11 protein-coding genes and 3 pseudogenes are annotated in these 19,064 nt (G+C 66.2%); 4 read left to right on the plus strand and 10 right to left on the minus strand.

The annotated features are described in order from the left end of the window. Positions 1 to 5: 5 nt before the first annotated feature. From FOM02_RS17700 to FOM02_RS17715, 4 genes are read right to left on the minus strand one after another with little or no spacing between them, the layout of a single operon-like run. Positions 6 to 1,385 carry a glycosyltransferase family 4 protein gene (locus tag FOM02_RS17700; RefSeq protein WP_027557819.1) on the minus strand — a complete coding sequence of 460 codons (1,380 nt, stop codon included), beginning with the start codon at positions 1,383 to 1,385 and terminating at the stop codon, positions 6 to 8. Further along, on the minus strand, positions 1,382 to 2,122 hold the full coding sequence (locus FOM02_RS17705) for an ABC transporter ATP-binding protein (RefSeq protein WP_027557820.1): 741 nt from the start codon (positions 2,120 to 2,122) through the stop codon (positions 1,382 to 1,384). The genes FOM02_RS17700 and FOM02_RS17705 overlap by 4 nt, the downstream gene beginning before the upstream one ends. A 3-nt stretch (positions 2,123 to 2,125) precedes the next feature. Continuing rightward, complete coding sequence (locus tag FOM02_RS17710) at positions 2,126 to 4,066, minus strand: glycosyltransferase (protein ID WP_027557821.1); 1,941 nt, start codon at positions 4,064 to 4,066, stop codon at positions 2,126 to 2,128. Positions 4,067 to 4,074: 8 nt separating this feature from the next. Further along, complete coding sequence (locus FOM02_RS17715; protein WP_167336510.1) at positions 4,075 to 4,236, minus strand: hypothetical protein; 162 nt, start codon at positions 4,234 to 4,236, stop codon at positions 4,075 to 4,077. Positions 4,237 to 4,361: 125 nt separating this feature from the next. Between FOM02_RS17715 and FOM02_RS17720 the strand changes: the two are divergent. Continuing rightward, positions 4,362 to 5,189 (plus strand): annotated as a pseudogene (locus FOM02_RS17720) (DUF6502 family protein). Then, positions 5,186 to 6,196 (plus strand): DUF5666 domain-containing protein, encoded by a 1,011-nt coding sequence (locus FOM02_RS17725; protein WP_265441928.1) that lies wholly within the window; start codon positions 5,186 to 5,188, stop codon positions 6,194 to 6,196. Before FOM02_RS17720 ends, FOM02_RS17725 begins: the two are co-directional and overlap by 4 nt. Here the strand turns inward: FOM02_RS17725 and FOM02_RS17730 are convergent. Further along, complete coding sequence (locus FOM02_RS17730) at positions 6,193 to 7,557, minus strand: M23 family metallopeptidase (protein WP_027557824.1); 1,365 nt, start codon at positions 7,555 to 7,557, stop codon at positions 6,193 to 6,195. The two genes, FOM02_RS17725 and FOM02_RS17730, sit on opposite strands and share 4 nt — an antisense overlap. A gap of 111 nt (positions 7,558 to 7,668) precedes the next feature. Continuing rightward, positions 7,669 to 8,349 (minus strand): peroxiredoxin, encoded by a 681-nt coding sequence (locus FOM02_RS17735; RefSeq protein ID WP_084334134.1) that lies wholly within the window; start codon positions 8,347 to 8,349, stop codon positions 7,669 to 7,671. Positions 8,350 to 8,553: 204 nt separating this feature from the next. On the opposite strand from FOM02_RS17735, the pseudogene FOM02_RS17740 reads away from it, so the two are divergent. Beyond that, positions 8,554 to 12,362 (plus strand): annotated as a pseudogene (locus FOM02_RS17740) (DUF3971 domain-containing protein). A gap of 133 nt (positions 12,363 to 12,495) precedes the next feature. Here the strand turns inward: FOM02_RS17740 and FOM02_RS17745 are convergent. From FOM02_RS17745 to tyrS, 4 genes are all read right to left on the minus strand, one after another. Then, the gene (locus FOM02_RS17745) at positions 12,496 to 14,190 is read right to left on the minus strand and encodes a methyl-accepting chemotaxis protein (protein WP_027557827.1); all 1,695 of its coding nucleotides are present in this window, start codon (positions 14,188 to 14,190) and stop codon (positions 12,496 to 12,498) included. A 394-nt stretch (positions 14,191 to 14,584) separates the two neighbouring features. Continuing rightward, complete coding sequence (locus FOM02_RS17750; protein ID WP_027557828.1) at positions 14,585 to 14,989, minus strand: DoxX family protein; 405 nt, start codon at positions 14,987 to 14,989, stop codon at positions 14,585 to 14,587. A gap of 219 nt (positions 14,990 to 15,208) precedes the next feature. Next, a complete protein-coding gene (locus tag FOM02_RS17755; protein ID WP_416207773.1) occupies positions 15,209 to 16,420 on the minus strand; it encodes an MFS transporter in 1,212 nt (403 codons plus the stop codon). A gap of 116 nt (positions 16,421 to 16,536) precedes the next feature. After that, positions 16,537 to 17,790: a tyrosine--tRNA ligase gene (tyrS, locus tag FOM02_RS17760; protein WP_027557830.1), complete on the minus strand. Its 1,254-nt coding sequence runs from the start codon at positions 17,788 to 17,790 to the stop codon at positions 16,537 to 16,539. 160 nt (positions 17,791 to 17,950) lie between these two features. On the opposite strand from tyrS, the pseudogene FOM02_RS17765 reads away from it, so the two are divergent. Beyond that, a pseudogene (locus FOM02_RS17765) lies at positions 17,951 to 19,053 on the plus strand (anhydro-N-acetylmuramic acid kinase). The last annotated feature ends 11 nt before the right edge of the window (positions 19,054 to 19,064 follow it).

Here is a 19,064-nt window from a genome sequence, read left to right on the forward strand (position 1 = left end):
GGCGCCTACTGTGCGGCGACCAGCCGTTCCCTCGTCAGCTCATGGCCGAGGAAGTCGCGGGCCTGGGTCTCGTAGCCGAAGCGCTTTGCAAGCTCGTGGCGCCTTGCGCGGATCCTGCCGCGGCACTCCTCCTGCCGCGTCAGCACGCGCGTGACGGAGGCGGCGATCGCCTCGGTCGAGAACGGGTCGAAATAGTCGGCGAGCTCGCCCGCGACCTCGCGGAACACCGCGATGTCGGAGCACAGCACCGGCGTGCTGGCCGCGAGCGCTTCGATGATCGGGATGCCGAAGCCTTCGGCAAGGCTCGGCATGATCACGCCGTGTGCCTCCGCGATCAGCGCGGCCTTTTCATGCTCGTCGACATAGCCGGCGAAACGGACGTTGTTCGGAAGATCGCGCATCCGGCTGATCTGGCCGGCATAGCCGATCACCACGAGATCGGCCTGGGGGATGTTGCGGAAGGCGCGAATGACGGTGGCGACGTTCTTGCGCGGCTCGTTCGACACGATGATGACGAAGTTCGGCCGCCCCGGACGCCCCGACGGGGCTGGGAGGTGCAGGACATCCGGGGCGTCGAACCGGGTGCGGGGATACACGACCCGCGCCGGCAGGTGCGCAAATTGCGGCAACAGTTCCCTGAACCGCATCATGCTGTAGTTTGAAACGAAGGCGAGCTCGTCGGCCTGGCGCAGGCTGGTGCGAATTCGCGCCAGGAACTGCCGCGTGGCGATGTCGCTGAGCTTGAGGTCGGTGAGCGGCAACAGATCGTGGACGACGCAGATCACCTTGGCGTCCGGCCTGCGCCTGATCGCGACGCGAGTCGGGGTGTCCACGACGATGACGTCGTAGTCGCGCGCATCGATCCGCGGCGGCGGCAGCAGGAAGAAGGCCGAGGAGTCCTGATAGTTGAAGAATCCGGGCTCGAGCTGGAAGTCGCGGAACAGTTCGAGGTGGCTCAGATCCGGCGGAATATATTCGAGCGCGGCGGTGCGGTTCTCGATCAGCCGCGCGTGCAGGCCACGCAGGCCGATCGCGCGCAGCAGGCAGAGCAAGTTGTCCCGCGACAGCAACAGGCCGGCCCGCTGGCGGAGCCAGTCGAACTTGCGGCGCGTGCCGCTGAGCGTCACCGGCCCGCTCACATTGACTTCGTCGAGGAAGCGATAAAGAGCGAGCAGCTCGATGTTGCGCGACTGCGCCGGAAACAGCTTGGTGCGTCGCTCACGCCGGCACAGCTTGCGGTGGCGCTTGGAGGTCTCGACCAGCAGCGTGAGCTCGTGGCCCTCCGAGGCGAGCGAACGGGCCAGCTCCCGGGTGAAGTGGAAGATGCCGCGCTTGTGATTGGGTTGTCCGAGCGACTCGGACACGAAGAGGATGTTCTGTTTCATGCGCGTTTCTCGCGGAGCTCGAAGGCGTGCGTGGCCGGCGGCTCGACCGTCACGGTCGAGGCGATGCGGCCGTGATCGAGGTTGATGATGCTGGAGCAGGTGCGGCGCAGCAGCGGCTGGTCGTGCGAGGCGATGATCACGATCGCCGCCTGCGACACGAGGTTCAGAAGGCGTTCCTGCGCCTTCTCGGCAAAGTGCTCGTCGACCACGCTCAGCCATTCGTCGAGCAGCAGGATGTCGGCCGGGAAGGCGGTGGCGGTCGCGAACAGCACGCGCATCAGCATGCCTGAGGAGAACATCCGTAACGGCAGCCGCTGCATGCGCGTCTCGAGCTCGGTGAAGGCCCAGATCTCGTCGATCACGCTGCGGGTCGGCTTGCGGCCGCTGATCCGCAGCAGCAGCGCGATATTGTCCTCGGCGACGAAGTCGACGTTGACGCCGGCATTCAGGCCGAGCAGGGGCATCACGTTGCCGCGGATATCGACGCTGCCGCTGCTCGGCGGATAGACGCCGGCGATCAGCCGCAGCAGCGTGGATTTGCCGGAGCCGTTGGGACCGGCAAGCCCGATGCGGGCGCCTGCTTCGGCTTCGATCGTGACATCGTCGACGGCGCGGATGATCCGCATCTCGCTGGGCTCGCGGATGAGATGGCCGAGCAGCCGCCGCTTCAGCGAATGATCGTAAGCGCCGTAAAGCGGATAGTCGAGACAGACGTTGCGCAAGTTGATCGAGACCATGCGTCAAATCCAGAATGCCGCTTTGCGCAGGTGAACCAGCGTCAGCAGGCTCGCACCAATCAGAAGCGCCAGCGCGACGAGCACGTAGGCGATGCTGACGGGATCGACATGGCCGCCCGCCAGCGGCTCGCGCCAGACCGCGAACAGATGCGTCAGCGGATTGAGCCGCATCACTGTCGAGCGGTGGTTGATGATGTCCGACGACCAGATCACGGGCGAGGCGAGAAAGGCGAGCATCAGCGTGGATTCGATGATGGGCTTGAGGTCGCGATAGCGCGTTGCCATCGCGCCGAGGACGAGGCTTAGGGCGAAGGTGCAGGCCACGAAGACCAGGAGGCCGGGCAGCGCCGCCAGGGCGTGCGAGAGGTCGTGGGGCGACAGGATGAGCCACAGCACCAGCGGCACGCAGGCGTTATGGAGCGCGAACAGCGCATGCCGGAACGTGCATTGCAGCAGGAAGATGATCGGCGGCAGCGCCCGGTCGCGGATCATGCTCGCGGAGTTTTGCAGCGCCGTGGTGGCGTCGAGCACCACGCTGTTGAGGAAGGTCCAGGCCGTCATCGACAGCGCCAGCATGGGCAGGCGCGATACCACGCCGGCGTTCGACATCTGCCCGATCACCGAGCCGAGCACCGCGACCACGATCGCCATCTGGAGCGACATCCAGAACGGGCCGAGCAGCGAGCGCACATAGCGGTGGCGCATGTCGGACCAGGCCAGCGCCGCCGCGATCCGGACGGTGTCCACCCAGCCGGTTGCCTGCGGCGGCTCGGGCCGCGCCGATCGCTGCTCGCTGGGGGCGGCGACGGCTTCGCGGTAGACGGTCTCCATGCCTTGCTTGAAGGCGGTGGCGGAATAGCGGCTGAGCGCGCGCGTCCGCGCCGACAGTCCCATGCGGCGCCGCCGCTCGGGATCGCGGATCAGGGTGTCGATGGCCTCACCCAGCTTCTCGGCATCGCCGGGCGGCACCGTGATCGCCTCCATGCCGTGGCGGGCGACGCGCGGCACCGCGGTGTCGAGTGCAGTGTTCACCACCGGACGGCCGGCAGCCATGGCCTCGAGCTGCACGAGGCCGAAAGTCTCGGCATTGGTGACCGAGGGCATCACGAAGACGTCGGAAAGGCACATCAGCTTGATGCGCTCGCAATCATTGACCGAGCCGAGCAGGCGGACTCGGTCGCCGACGCCAAGCTCGGCGATCAGCTGCTCGAGCCGCGGCCGCTCCACGCCCTCGCCGATGATCCAGGCCTCGAAATTGTGCAAAGCCGCGGCGCGGATCAGCACGTCGAAACCCTTGTAGGGCACGAGCCGGCCGCAGGCGAGCACGAGCCGGCCGCGATCATTGACGTGGTGCGGCTCGATCTTCGCCCAGTCATAGCCCGAAGTGTCAATGCCGAATGGCACGACGTGGCACTTGTCCTCGAACTCGCGCAGCAGGGGCGTGTTGTCGACCAGCACGTGGTCGGACACGACGATCGCCTTGGCGCGCCGCAGCGTCCGCCGCATCAAGGGTTCGATGAACCAGCGCAGGCCGGCATGGCTGACGATGTCGGCATGCCAGTGCACCACCAGCGGCCGCTTGGCGCCGAATCCGAACGCGAAGACGAGGTCGGCGAGCGGAAAGGGGGCGTGCAGGGCGAGCAGATCGTGCTCAGCCATCTTGCGCCAGAGACGCCAGGGATAGGTCGGGGCGGCAGGGAGCGACAGGACATTGCCGAACGAGCGGACGCGCTCGACCGGCACATCGTCGACGACGATGTCGCGCCGCTCGGCCGATTGCGAGCAGACCAGCACGGCGGAGGCGAAGACGTCCTTCAGGCTCGCGCAGATGTCGCGGATCACCGTGAGGGTGCCGCCGAACAGGTCGGGATAATAGATCTTGAAGATGTGCAGCACCGACGGGCGGCGCGGGGTTTCGTGCAAGTTGTCTTGGGTGTGATGCATGATGGCGGTCAGCCTGCGAGCAGCGCGGCGACGAACGGTGCGGCCAGCACCGAGATGAAGATCACGCCCCGCATCAGTGCCGGCAGCATCGGCTCGATCAGGCCGTGGCGGCCCTCGAACATCGGAACGGTACACGGTGCACTGGAAATGCGGGCCAAGCGGTCGGCCATGGTCAATGTCCCTTTAAATCGCGCCCTCAGTGGCGTTCCGTATATGTGGGAAAATTTACCACGTCAATCGCAAAGCGGGAAAATGTGGGATTGTGTCCCACGTGAGGCATTGGTACAATTCAGACATGAATGCCAAGCCCGGGTCCAAAGCAGCGGCTCCGCAGCCGAATGCCGCCGCGAAGCTGCACGCGCCGCTGGCGCGGCTGCTGCGCCCGCTCGTGCGGCTCTGCATCCGCAGCGGCATGACCTTTCCGGCGCTGGCGCAATTGCTGCGCGAGCTGTTCGTCAACGTCGCCGAGCACGATTTCGCGCTGGAAGGAAAGGAGCAGACCGACAGCCGCGTCAGCCTGCTCACCGGGATCCATCGCAAGGAGGTGGCGCGGCTGCGTGGCGCAGGCGCACCCGTGCACGAAGCGCGGCGGCGGTGTCGCTGACCAGCGCCGTGACCGCGCACGGCCGAAGGCGATCAGCCCTCGTTCGAGCAGCTCGTCGCCTCCGTCACGAAGGACGTGCGCCCGCGCGCGGTGCTCGACGAATGGGTCGACCGCAAGCTCGTCACCATCAACGGGAACGACGAGATCGAGCTGGTCGAGGCCGCCTTCGTCCCATCAGGCGAGGACGACAGCAAATGGCACTATCTCGGCCGCAATCTGCACGACCATATCGCGGCGGCTGCGCAGAACGTCTCGGACGGGCCGCGCTTCCTCGAACGCGCGGTGCACTACAACAACATCTCGCCGAAGCTGGCGAAGCGCCTCGAGGCGCGCTCGCGCGAGCTCGCCATGGACGCGCTCAAGACCGCCAACCGCGAGGCCAACCGCGCGCTCGCCAAGGACAAGGGCGGTGACGCCCGCTGGAATTTCGGCATCTACATCTACAGCGAAGATGCCGACGAGGAGGGCGAGGCGACTGATCGCGGCAAACAGGCTGGCAAAGAGGGCAGCTCCTCATGAGCCGGCCGCCGCTGATCTCGCGCCGCCTTCTGCTGACGGGACTCTGGCTCGCCGGCACGGCGATCGCCCGTGCGCAGAGCGGGCGCGGCACCGACCAGGGCATCGGCGGCACCGGGCTCACGCGCGGCGATGATCACGGCATCGGCGGCACCGGCATCGTCGGTGTGATCCAGCGTTTCGGCAGCATCTACGTCAACGGCGAGCGCATCACTTACGCGAACGACGTTCCGGTCCGGATCGACGGCGAGGCGGCGAGCACCAAGGCGCTGCGTATCGGCCAACTCGCGCGCGTGGTCGCAACCCGTCAGGCCGACGGCACGCTGGTCACGCGCAACATCACGATTGCGAGCGAGGTCGCAGGTCCCATCGAATCGGTGAAGGGCAACGAGCTGACCGTGCTCGGCCAGAAGATCGTGGCGAGCGGCAAGGAGACCAAGCTCCGCGCCGGCGCGCACGTTGCCGTGTTCGGCCTGCGCCGGACCGACGGCGTCATCGTCGCCAGCCTGGTCGAGCCGCGGCGCGAGGCGGCTGCGCGCGTCACGGGCCTCGTCGAGCGCGGGGCGGACGGTCTGCATATCGGCGGGCTGAAGCTGAGCGGCGTCGATCCCTTGCTGGTCGGCCAGCGCGTCCAGATCGAGGGCAGCGCGACCCAGGGGATGATGCAGGCCGCGCGCACGCGGATCGACGATTTCTCCGATCTCGTCGGCGCCAGCCGGCTGTCGATCGAGGCCTATGTGCAGCGGTCGGGCGCAAACCTCCAGCTCGGCTCCGGGCTGATTGCCCGTGACAGCTCGCGCTTTGGCCCTGCGGCCGGCGAAGCGCGAATGGTGGTCAACGGCGCGTTCGACCGCTCGCGCGGCCTCCAGCTCGATTCGGCGCGCGCGGTCGGGCGCCCCATGGGTCCGGGTGGATGGAATGGGTGGTGGCGGCTTCGGCGGTCCCGGAGGCGGGATGGGCGGCGGGCGGCGCTAAGAGGCCGCGCACGCCGGAAGCAAGCGCGGGCCTAGCCTGCGCTGAGGCGCACGCCGGCACGCAGGAATTTCTGCGGATCGACCGCTTCGCCGTCGATGCGGGTTTCGTAGTGCAGATGCGGACCGGTGGAACGTCCGGTCGAGCCGACGAGGCCGACGACCTGGCCGATCTTCACGATCTCGCCGACCTTGACGATGATTTCGGAGAGATGGCCGTAGCGGGTCGAAAGCCCGTTGCCGTGATCGACCTCGACCATGCGGCCGTAGCCGCCGGACCAGCCGGCCGAGACCACCTTGCCATAGGCGGTGGCGCGGACCGGGTCGCCCGTTGCGGCGCGGAAGTCGAGCCCAGTATGCATCGCAGGGCGGCCGAGGAAGGGATCGCTGCGCACGCCGAAGCCGGAGGTGAACTCGACCTCGCCGATGACGGGCTTGCGATAGGGCACCAGCGCCAGCGTGCGATTGAGCCGATCCATCTCGGCGCGGGTGATGTTGATGCGGTTGAGCTGCTTCTCGAACGGTCCGGCATTGGCGGAGAGCTTGACCGGCACGAACGGGCCGCCCATGGCGCTGCGCGGCACGGCGGCTTCGAGATTGGCGAGGTTCAAACCGAGATCGCTGACGACGCCGCGCATCCGGCGCATCCGCGAATCCATGCCGTCCTCGACGGCGCTGAGCGCCGCCATCTGGCGACGCTCGACCTGGTCGAGAGAGCTCGTGAGCCGGACCAGGACGTTGTCAAAACCCTGGTTCTTGGCGAACTGGCTGGTCGGCGGAGCCGCCACGGTCGGTGTGCGCGACTCGAGCCGCGCCTCGCGATCCGGCGGCGCCACGAAGATCACGGTGTCGCTGATCGGCGAGGGTTTGGGCGTGCCCTGCGTCGTGCTCTGGCCGGCATCGCCGCGCTGCGGAGCCGAGCGCGGGATCGATCCGGTCACGTCGGGCATGGCGCCGAGCGCCGTCGCCCGGGACTCGAGCGCCGTCTGGCGCTTCATGATCTGGTCGAGCTTCTGGTCGAACTGTTCCTGGTCGAGCAATTGGCGGCTGGTGGTGCGGTCGACCTTGGCGCGCAGCTCGGCGATGCGGTCCTCATAGGCGTATTGCATCTCGGCCTGACGGGCGATCAGGCGGGTCAGGACGTCGTCGCGGAACGCAAAATAGGTGGCGGTTGCCGCCGACCACAGGCCGAGCAGCACGACGGTGCCGACGACAATCCAGAACACCACGGGCCCGAGGCGAACCTGCTTGCCGTGATGCACGATGGTGTAGGCGTCGTCGGTCGCGGGCAGCGGAATCGCGGCCGCTGCCGTGGCGGCAGGACGCCGCTGGAAGGCCCGTCCGTGGTCGTGAGGATGATGCTGGGGGTACTGCGAGTATTGGGCAGAACTTTTCGACATCGGCACTCCCGCGCCGGTCGGATGGGTTCCTTGCGGCTCAATTGCCGCAGCAATCTGGGCTGGTCATGGTTAATTTTCCGGAAATGGAACCGTTAGAACTTAACGGGCTGGTTAAAGACTTCTTGCCGCTTCGAGCACCTGATCGGCGTGGCCGTCGACCCGGACATTGCGCCAGACCCTGGCGATCTTGCCATCACTCCCGACCAAAATCGTGGTCCGAAGAATCCCGAGGAAGCTCTTGCCGTACATGGATTTTTCGCCCCAGGCTCCATAGGCCTCGAGCATCTCGTGCTGCTCATCCGAAATGAGAGGAACGCCGAGCTTGTGCTTGTCGCGGAACTTCTCCTGGGCCTTTAACGGATCGGCGGAGATGCCGAGCACAGCCGTGCCGGCTTTGGCGAAGTCGTCGGCAAGCCGGGTGAAGTCGATCGCCTCCCTGGTGCAGCCGGGCGTGTCGGCGCGGGGATAGAAGAACAGGACGAGCTTGCGGCCGGCATAGTCGGACAGCGTGACGACATTGCCGCCGTCGCGGGGCAGGCGGAAGGCGGGGGCCTTCTCGCCCTCGGCCAAGGCCACCTTCGCCGCCGCGGCCGATTTGGAAGAATTTAACTGTTTCGATGCGGCCCCATGCGATGCTGTCTTTGCTATGCTCGCGGCTGATTTGCTGGCCGGTGCCCGCCGGGTTTTGGCGAGTTTTGTTTGACTGGATGCCCGCGTTTTCAGGGTCTTCTTTTTAGCCGTCGGACTGCCGGAGGGCGTTTTGGACGATTTCTTTCGGGATTTCTTGGACATACGCCTTCCTTTCGACGCTTTCGGCGGGTCAACCAAAGCGGTATTGCAGCTCTCGTCCGGCACGCCGGATTCGCGCCCTTGGCTGGGCAAGTCTGGCGGCGCCGGGATATGGTTACAAGGATTTCCACGCACCACCCCACTGCTCGTTGAACGCGCTCCCGGGGCGAAATGACGAACAGCAGGAATATTCGAGGTATGGCGGCAATGCCGGGGCGGGGTGCTTCCATCCCTGTCGACGGCTGCGGTCCCGGCGGTGCTCAAACCCATGATGGGCGCCTGTATCGAGAGGCAATGGCAAGGAATACGTCGCCCCAGGATCACAATCGGGATTTCGATCGGCGCGGCGGCTATCAAGAGCCGCCGGATTGGGACGAGGCCGATTGGGATCAGGATCAGGAGGAGGAGGCGGGCCATCGGGCGCGCCGCCTGCTGTCGCGCTCCGGTTCGCGCTTTCGGTTCGGTGATAGCTTCTCGTCGTTTCGGCGGGCGCTGCCGAGCGGACGCTGGCTTCGCCGGATCGCCGTCGTCGTAGGCACTCTCGTCGTCATCTTCGTCGGCTGCTTCGGCGCGCTGTGGTGGCGCCTTGGCGCCGGTCCCATCAATCTCGACATCGCAACGCCCTGGCTCGCCGCGGCGATCGAGGACAATATCGGCCACGGCAATACGGTCGAGGTCGGCGGCACCCAGATCGAGCGGGCCGGCCGGGTCCGCATCGCCGTCCGCATCCGCGACATCGTCGTCCGCGACCACGATCATGTCGTCGTCGCCACCGCGCCGAAGGCCGAGGTGAAGTTGTCGGGCGCCGGCCTCCTGATGGGCCATTTGCGCGCCGAGAGCCTCAATCTCGTCGACGCCGAGCTTGCGATCCGCATCGCGCCGGACGGCACCGTCACCGTCTCCGCCGGCGACACCGCCAAACCGCTGGCAACAGGTGTTGCGTCCAAGAAGGACGCGGGCCTGCCGCCGACGTTCCCGCGCAATGGCGTCCCGCCGCCGCCCTTTGCGACCGCGCCCGCGGGCCAAGACCCATCCCAAGCCGCATCGCAAGCGGCACCGCAGGCGACCGCACAGAGCGGCATCCTTCAGGGCCTCGACTGGCTCGACAGCCTGAGCATGACCGGCCTCGACGGCCAGAACCTCAACGAGATCGGTCTGAAGAACGGCAACCTGATCGTCGACGATCAGCAGCGCGGCAGCAAATGGACCTTTGAGAACATCACGCTCAGCCTGCGCCGGCCGAGCCGTGGCGGCGTCACGCTCAGCCTCGGCGAGGAGGGCGCGCGTCCGTGGATGCTGCGGGCCACGATCGGCCCCGCCGAGAACGGCGTGCGCTCGGTCGACATCAAGGCCGACAAGGTCTCGACCTCCAACATCCTGCTGGCGCTGCGGGTCAAGGATCTCACCTATACCGCCGACCTGCCGCTGACCGGCGAGCTCAAGGGCGAGCTCGGCCGCGACGGCGTGCCGACTTTCTTCCGTGGCAAGATCGTGATCGGCGCCGGCAACATCATCGATACCGATACGCCCGATTACCCGATGGCGATCGACCAGGCCGAGATCAACATCGAGTGGGACGCCAATCGGCGGGTGCTGGTCGCGCCGTTCAAGATCCTCTCGGGCGCGAACCGTCTGACGCTTCTGGCCCATCTCGAGCCGCCGAACGGCACCGTCAACGACTGGCAGCTCGGCTTCAGCGGCGGGTCGATCCTGCTCGGCGGCATCGACAACGAGCCGCCGCTGGTCTTCAACCGCATCGCGATCGGCTTTCGCTTCGACACCGACCACAAGCGCATGTTGCTGACGCAGGCCGACATCAGCAATGGCGAGATCGGCGTCGCCGGCACCGGCGCCATCGATTATTCCGGCGAGCCGCGGCTGACGCTGGGCTTTGCCGGCACGCCGATGTCGGCCTCGGCGCTGAAGCGGATGTGGCCAACGCTCGTCGTGCCTGAGCTGCGCGAATGGGTGATCGAGCGGATCGAGCGCGGCACGCTCCAGCGCATCGAGATCGGCATCAATTCGCCGACCAGGAACCTGCCGCGCAAGGGCCCGCCGATTCCCGACGACGGCCTCTCGGTCAACATCGTGGCGAGCGGCGTCGCGGTCCGCCCCGTCGACGGCATGCCCGTCGTGCACGACGCCGATCTGAAGGCGCGCGTCACCGGGCGCACCGCGACCGTGAACATCGGCCAGGGCATTGCCGACACGCCTGCGGGCCGCAAGGTCACGATCTCCGATTTCGTCTTCGAGGTGCCCGACATGGCGCCCAAGCCGTCGCCGTCGCGCACCAGGTTCCGCGTCGACGGTCCGGTACCGGCGGCGGCCGAAATGCTCGCCAATGATCGCCTCAGCGATCTGTCGGCGACGGTCGTCGATCCCAACACCAGCAAGGGGACGTTCACGGCGAACATTCAGCTCGGCTTGCCGGTCAAGGGCGAGTTGACCAAGGCCGACACCGTCTATGCCGTCACCGCCGACCTCAACGGCTTCTCAGCCGACAAGCTGGTGATGAACCAGAAGCTGGAGGCCAACAACCTCAAGATCGCCGCGAACAACCAGGGCTATCAGGTCAAGGGCGACGTCAAGATCAACGGGCAGGCGGCCTCGCTTGACTACCGCAAGCCGGCCGAGGGCGACGCGGACGTCAGATTGCAGGCGACGCTGGACGATGCGAGCCGCGCGCGCTCGGCTTTGATCTCAGCCCCGCCGTCAGCGGCTCGCTGCCGATCAAATTGTCGGGCAAGATCGCCGGCGGTCCCGACCAGACCACCAAGCTCGGCGTCGAAGCAGACCTGACCTCGGTCAAGCTCGACAACATCCTGCCCGGTTGGGTCAAGCTGCCGGGCAAATCGGGCAAGGCCAGCTTCAAGGTGGTGCCGACGGCGCAGTCGACCCGTTTCGAGGACATCGTCATCGAAGGCGGCGGTGCTTCGATCAAGGGCTCGCTCGAGGTCGATCCGAACGGCGACCTCATGAATGCGAACTTCCCGACCTATTCGCCGTCCGACGGCGATAAGGCGTCGTTGAAGGTCGAGCGCAGCCAGGACGGCGTGGTCAAGGGCACGATGCGCGGCGATGTCTTCGACGGCCGCGGCTTCCTGAAATCGGCGATCTCAGGCAATTCCAAGGACGATTCCAAGAACAAGCTGAAGAACGTCGATTTCGACATCGACCTGAAACTCGGCGCCGTCATGGGGTTCAACGGCGAGGCGATGCGCAGCCTCGATGCCAAGATGTCGAAGCGCAGCGGGGCCATCAAGGCGTTCGCGCTGAGCGGCAAGATCGGCAACGACTCGCCGGTCGCGGCCGACCTGCGCGGTGGCCGCGCCCAAGGCAACCGCGAGGTGATCTACCTCCAGACCAACAATGCCGGCGCGCTGCTGCGCTTCACTGACACCTACACCAAGGCGGTCGGCGGCCAGATGGTGGTGGCGATGGAGCCGCCGACGTCGGAGCCGAACGCCTCGCGCGAGGGCCTGATCAATGTGCGCGATTTCACGGTGAAGGGCGAGGCGCAGCTCGAGCGCGTCGCGGCCGGCGCGCCCAACGGCACCGGCAACGGCGTCTCCTTCAGCGCGCTGCGCGCCGAGTTCACCCGGCAGAACGGCTCGCTGACAATCCGCGATGGTGTGGTCAAGGGTCCGATGATCGGCGCCACCATCGAGGGCTCGATCGATTATCCCGGCAACCAGGTGTGCATGAGCGGCACCTTCGTGCCGATGTACGGATTGAACAACATGTTCGGACAGATTCCGGTGCTGGGGTTGATCCTGGGGGCTGGCGACAAGGAGGGACTGATCGGCGTGACCTACGAGGTCGTCGGCACGCCGGCCGCCCCCGTGATGCGGGTCAATCCGATCTCCGCGATCTTTCCCGGCGTGACGCGGAAGATCATGGAGTTCAACACCGGGAAGCAGAACTCGCCGTTCGAGGAATTCCCGTCGCAATCGAATGACGGCTCGACCGGCTCGACCCGCCAGCTCTCAAACGGGTGCAGCCTGGCGCGGCGGTAAAGGCGGGCGGGCTGTCTCCGGCGTCATGGCCGGGCTTGTCCCGGCCATCCACGCCTCACCACACGGCACCAAGAACGTGGATGCCCGGGACAAGCCCGGGTATGACGACGATCGTGACGGCTGTAGGCGGCGTTTACGCCGCGCGCACGCCTGCGAGGAACGTTCCGACTTCGCCGGAGAGCTGCTCGGCCTGCTTGGAGAGGTTGCTGGCCGCGGCGAGCACCATGCCGGCGGCGTTGCCGGTCTCGTTCGCTGCCGTGGAGACGCCGCCGATATTGGTGGTGACCTCTTTCGTCGCCTCCGCGGTCTGCGAGACGCTGCGGGCGATCTCGGCGGTGGCGGCGCCTTGCTCCTCGATGGCTGCTCCAATCGAGGTGGCGATGCGGCTGACCTCTTCGATGGTGGCGGTGATGCCGCCGATGGCGTCGACGGCCTCCCTGGTGGCGCCCTGGATCTGCGCGATCTTGTCGCCGATCTCGCGGGTGGCCTCCGCGGTCTGGCTCGCCAGCGACTTCACCTCGGAGGCGACGACGGCAAAGCCGCGGCCGGCGTCACCGGCGCGTGCCGCCTCGATGGTGGCGTTGAGCGCGAGCAGATTGGTCTGTGCCGCGATGCTGGAGATCAGCTCGGCGACGTGCTCGATTTGCTGGGCGCCGTCGGAGAGCGCGCGCACGATGGTGTCGGTGCGGCGGGCGCTGTCGACGGCGCGCCCCGTCACTTCGGCGGACTGCGCGACCTGACGGCTGATCTCGGTGATGGAGGAGGAGAGCTCCTCGGCGGCGGCCGCGACGGTCTGGACGCGCTGGCTGGCTTCGGTGGCGGCCGAGCCTACCACGGCAGCGCGTCGGTTGGTGCCTTCGGCGGTCGACGACATCGACTTGGCGGTGGTCTCGAGCTCGCCGGAGCCCGAAGCCATCAGGCCGACGAGCTGGCCGACGGAGGCATCGAAGCGGTCGGCGAGCGCGATCAGGGCCTCGCGCTTCTCCTGCTCGCTGCGGGTCTTGTTGGCGGCCTGCTCGGCCTCCAGGTTCCGCGCCGTCAAAGCGGTCTGTCTCAGCACTTCGAGCGTCTCGGCCATGCGGCCGATCTCGTCGCCGCGGTCGGTCTCCTCGACCGGTCTGTCGATGGCGCCGTCGGCGATCTCCTGCATGCGGTTCTTCTGGCGGTCGAGCGCACCGAGCACGTCGCGGGCGATCAGCCAGGACAGCGTCGCCATCAGCAGCATCAGGCCGATGCCGATCGCAGCGAGTTCGAGCGTAAGCGCGCGAACGTCGGCGTCGATGTCGTCGACATAGAGGCCATAGCTGATGGTGACGTTCCAGGGCGCGAATTTGCGCGTGAAAACGGTCTTGCGGACCGGCTCGGTCTGGCCCGGACGAGGGTACAGGTAGGAGGCCACGCCGCCCTGGGCATTCTGATTGGCGGTGTTCATGATCGCGTCGGCGATCAGGACGCCATTGGAGTCGATGGCGCCTGTGATCTTGCCTTCGAGCTGCTGGTTGGCGCCGTTCACGAACAGCGAGGTGTCGGGATTGTAGACGACGGGATAGCCCTGGCCGCCGTTGAAGCTCATGCGGCGGCCGCTCTGGTGGAACTGGGCCTTCGCCTCGGCCTGCGTCAGCTTGCCGGCGGTGACCTCGTCCTGAAGCGATTGTGCGTAGTTGTAGAGGAGTTCCACCGCGGTCCGCATTTGCTGGACACGGTCCTCCATCATGCGGCTCTTGCTGAGCACCGCCGATACGCCGATGATAGCCGTGACCGTGAGCGCCGCGAGGCAGACCATGCTGGTCAGCTTGGTGCGGATCTTCAGGTGACTGAGCAGCTTCATCGCGGCCTCTACGGAATGGTTGTTATTGCTCGTATCGGTAGCATGAAGTTCTTACCAATCATGAACGTAGGCATGCGACGGCCCGTCGCGCAGCACGGCATTTGCAGCCTTATGCGCAAGTGTGCAGGCAAATCGCGATGCATCGCCGCGCACCCGTGTTTTTGCGGGTGGACGTCGTTCTCAGACTTTAGTGCTGATTGGGCTTGGCCGGACGTGCAATGAATCGATTCGTTCACCGCCTCATCATGTCCGTGCTGCTGGTCGCGGCCCTCGTTCTGATCTGGAACGTGCTGGGCTCGCGGTAGGCGGCACCGGCGAAACTGCCGGTGCCGTCGTTTACTTGCGCGTCAACCGCGTGCGTCAGCGCCGCGCGAACGCGCCGCCGATCAAGCCGTTATTTCTTGCCCATCGCCGCATCGGCGCTGACCGAGCCGCCGCCGGCCGCCGAGAGATAGAGGCACGCGAAGCAGAACAGGATCGCCGCGGTGCCGCCATTGAGCAGCGGCAGGAACACCGGCGTCTCGCCCTTGAACATGTGGCCCATGAAGTAAGCGAAGGCCATCTCACCCGAGAGGATGAAAGCGCTGAGGCGCGTGAACAGGCCGATCATCAGCAGCGCTCCGAGCACGAGCTCGAGCGTACCGGCCACATAGATCAGCGGCGGGATGTTCGCGAAGTAGGGAAGCACCGGAAACTTGAACAGCTTGGCGACGCCGTACTGGAACAGCAGCAAGCCGGTGAAGAAGCGAAACAGGCTCAAGAGAACCGGTTGAAAGCGAACGAGATAGGGAAAGTCCATTGGTTTGTGCCCTCCATCCAATGCGCGACTTGGACCGCATTCGGTTCCGCCTCGCAAGCCACCCGGCATAATTTTCGCGCTGACATTTTCGTCATGTTGGACAAAACACCGCATGCCGGGGTTTTAGCCGCCTGCGATTCGGATTTTTGCGCGCGTTCGCGTCGTGCCCATCCGTAATTTTCCGGTGACGCGAATGCGCTTAGGTTACTCCTGCGAAACCTAGCGCCGCAAGGCGGGCACGATCAGGAACGGGATCATCCCGAGCACCACGCTCGCAAGTGCGAAGGCGAGCAACGCGTTGTAGCCGTGCGTCGCATCGTGGATCAGGCCGCCGCTCCAGGAGCCGAATGCCGAGCCCAGCCCGCTGCCGATCGAGATCGTGCCATAGATGGTGCCGACGCGCTTGCCCTGGAAGATCCGCATCGCGGTCGCGCTGATCAGAGGGCCGCGTGAGCCCATCATGCTGCCGAAGCAGACGACGAAGCCGGTCAGCAGCAGGATGTTGGGCGAGTACTGCAGCAGCCACAGCAGAACGATGCCGAGGATCGAGATCGCGTAACTCAAAAGCACCGAGGGTCGGCGCCCGATCAGGCCGTCGAGCGCGGACACGCCGAGCATTCCAAACACCAGCACGACGCCAGAAAAACCCCAGGCGGTCGCGGCCTGGAGCGGCGGGAAACCGGCATCGATCAGATAGGCCACGATCTGCGCGGCGATCGCATACATTCCGACGGCGGTGAAGAAGAAGGTCGAGAACAGCGCCCAGAAGGCGTGATGACGCATCGCGCCGAGCAGCGTCCAGCCATTGTCGACGAAGTTCGGATCGGTCTTCTTCACGACATGAGGCGAGCCCGCGGCGAACAGCCGCCACGGCAGCAGCAACAGCGGCACCAGCAGGCCCAAGGCTGCGAAGCCGAACAGCTGGTAGGTGTCGCGCCAGCCAATGTGGTCGATCAGGAGCTGCGAGGCCGGCAGCAGCGCCAGCACGCCGCCGCCCATTGCCGAATAGACCACCGACATCGCGGTCGGCAGACGCGGCCCGAACCAGCGGCCGAGCAGGATCGAGTTCGGCACGATACCGATGAAAGCGACGCCGATGCCGACGCAGAGGCCGATCGAGAGCTGGAACTGCCATAGATGCTGCGCATGCGCCGCGATCAGGAACGCCGCGCCGAGCAGCAGCAGGCCGAGCGCATAGACGATGCGCGGTCCGGAATGGTCGAACAGGCGGCCGACGAAGGGGGCGGTGAGGCCGCTCGCAAGCCAGGTGAGGGAATAGACCGACACGATCTGCGCGCGGTCCCAGCCGAAGCTTTCGGAGATCGGCTTCAGGAACACGGTAAAGCTGTCGCCGAGCCCGCGGCCGAGAACCGCGAGCGTGAAGCAGAGCGCGAGCACGGTGAGCGCGATGCGAACGGCGCCCTGCGGCATCCCCGCAGTGCTATCCTTGCTCGTTTCCGCCGTCGTTTTCTTGGGCGTGTTCTGATCCATTGCCCGTCAGGGAGCGCGCTTCGGCGCGCCCTGACAAGCATCAAAAGCTCATACGCCTATGCAGGCCTGATCAAGACGTGCTTCTTCTTACCGAAGGACAGCTTGATCACGCCTTCCGGCGTCAGATTGCCGGCCGACAGCGCCATCTTCTCGTCGGTCACGGGCTCATCGTTGACGCGGAGGCCGCCGCCCTTGATCTGGCGCCGCGCCTCGCCGTTGGAGGCAACAAGGCCCGCCTTGACGAAAGCGTTGAGCACGCCGAGGCCGGCGTCCAATTCGCCGCGCGGAATTTCCACGGTCGGGAGGCTTTCGGCCAGCGCGCCTTCCTCGAACGTGCGGCGCGCGGTTTCAGCGGCTTCGTTCGCGGCGTCGCGGCCGTGCAGCAGAGCGGTCGCTTCGGTCGCGAGCACCTTCTTGGCCTCGTTGATCTCGGAGCCGCCGAGCGCCTCGAGCTTTTTGATCTCGCTCATTGGCAGCGTCGTGAACAGCTTCAGGAACTTGCCGACGTCGGCGTCCTCGGTGTTGCGCCAGTACTGCCAGAAATCATAGGGCGAGAACTGGTCGGCGTTGAGCCACACCGCGCCTTGCGCGGTCTTGCCCATCTTGGCGCCCGAGGCGGTGGTCAAGAGCGGCGTCGTCAGCGCGAACAGCTGGTGCGTGCCCATGCGGCGGCCGAGATCGACGCCCATGATGATGTTGCCCCACTGGTCCGAGCCACCCATCTGGAGCCGGCAGCCGGTACGCTTGGCAAGTTCGACGAAGTCGTAGGCCTGGCAGACCATGTAGTTGAATTCGATGAAGCTCATCTCCTGCTCGCGCTCGAGGCGCAGCCGCACGGAGTCCATGGTCAGCATGCGGTTGACCGAGAAGTGCCGGCCGACGTCGCGCAGCATCTCGATCCAGTTCAGCTTGGTCAGCCATTCCGCATTGTCGAGCATGATGGCGTCGCTCTTGCCCTCGCCATAGCGCAGCACCTTTGCGAACACGCCGCGGATCGATTCCTTGTTGGCCTCGATCTCGGCGACGGTGCGCATCGCACGCGTCTCGTCCTTGCCGGAGGGATCGCCCACCATCGTGGTGCCGCCGCCCATCAGCGTGATCGGCTTGTTGCCGGACTGCTGGAGCCAGTACAGCATCATCATGGTCAGGTAGTTGCCGATATGCAGCGAGCGGGCCGTGCAATCGTAGCCGACATAGGTGGTCGCCTCGCCCTTGGCGGCGAGCGCGTCCAGCCCCTCGAAATCGGAGCATTGGTGGATGAATCCACGCTCTTGCAGGGTGTTGAGGAAATCCGATTTAAATGCAGTCATCTGTCGGCGTGCCTGATCATTCTTATTTTACGATCATTGCGGCAAGTTGCGGAACCAGCGCCAGCCGGGCTGCCGCAAAAATGCGCGCTGTGGCATTATAAGATGTACTTGTTTGATACAAGTCAGGCGTCAGGGTAGGGGACGTCGAGGCCCGCTTGAGATGATGTTGACGGCACTCGGCTTGATGAGCGGCACCTCGCTGGACGGGGTGGATGTCGCGCTGATCGAGACCGATGGAAAACAGGTGAAGGCGTTCGGACCGTCCGGCTACCGGCCCTATGGCCCGGCGGAGCGCAATTTGCTGCGCCAGGCGCTGTCCGAGGCCGTGCACCTGCCGCGGCGCGATGCCCGGCCGGGCATCCTGGCCGAGGCCGAGCGCGCGGTGACGCAGGCGCATGCCGAGGCGGTCGCCGCCTTCGTCGCCCAGAACCGGATGCGACCGGAGGACATCGACATCGTCGGCTTTCACGGCCAGACCGTGCTGCACCGTCCCGAGAAGCGGATGACGGTCCAGATCGGCGATGGGCCGGCGCTCGCCAGGGCGATCCATATTCCCGTGATGCATGATTTCCGCGCCGCCGACGTCGAGGCGGGCGGGCAGGGCGCGCCGTTCGTGCCGGTCTACCACCGCGCGCTCGCCAATCGCTGGAGCGCGAAGGGCCGATCGTCGTGGTCAATATCGGCGGCGTCTCCAACATCACCTATATCGACGGCAATGACACGCTGATCGCTTGCGATACCGGGCCCGGCAATGCGCTGCTCGACGATTTCATGTACCGCACCATGAACCAGGCGTTCGATGCCGAGGGCAAGTTCGCCGCGCTCGGCAAGGCGGACGACGCCTGGATCGCGCGGGCGCTGGAATTGCCGTTCTTCGCAAGCCCCCCGCCGAAATCGCTCGACCGCAACGATTTCGCCGCGCTCAAGCTCGGCGAGGTCGCGCCGGCCGATGGCGCGGCGACGCTGACGGCCTTCACTGCGGCGGCGATCGCCCGCGTCATACCGCTGCTGCCGCGGCGGCCGCGGAGCTGGATCGTCTGCGGTGGCGGCGCCCGCAACCTCACCATGCTCCGCATGCTGCGCGAGCGAGTGGGCTCGGCCACCGTCGAGGCGGCCGAGACGCTGGGCTGGGCCTCCGACGCCATCGAGGCGCAGGCCTTCGGCTTCCTCGCCGCGCGCGGCCTCAAGGGCCTGCCGCTGTCCTATCCGGCGACCACGGGCGTGCCGATGCCGATGACCGGCGGGGTGATCGCGCGGCCCTGATCGCGCGAGCG

The sequence above is a fragment of the Bradyrhizobium sp. SEMIA genome (assembly GCF_014844175.1).
Taxonomy (GTDB): domain Bacteria; phylum Pseudomonadota; class Alphaproteobacteria; order Rhizobiales; family Xanthobacteraceae; genus Bradyrhizobium; species Bradyrhizobium arachidis.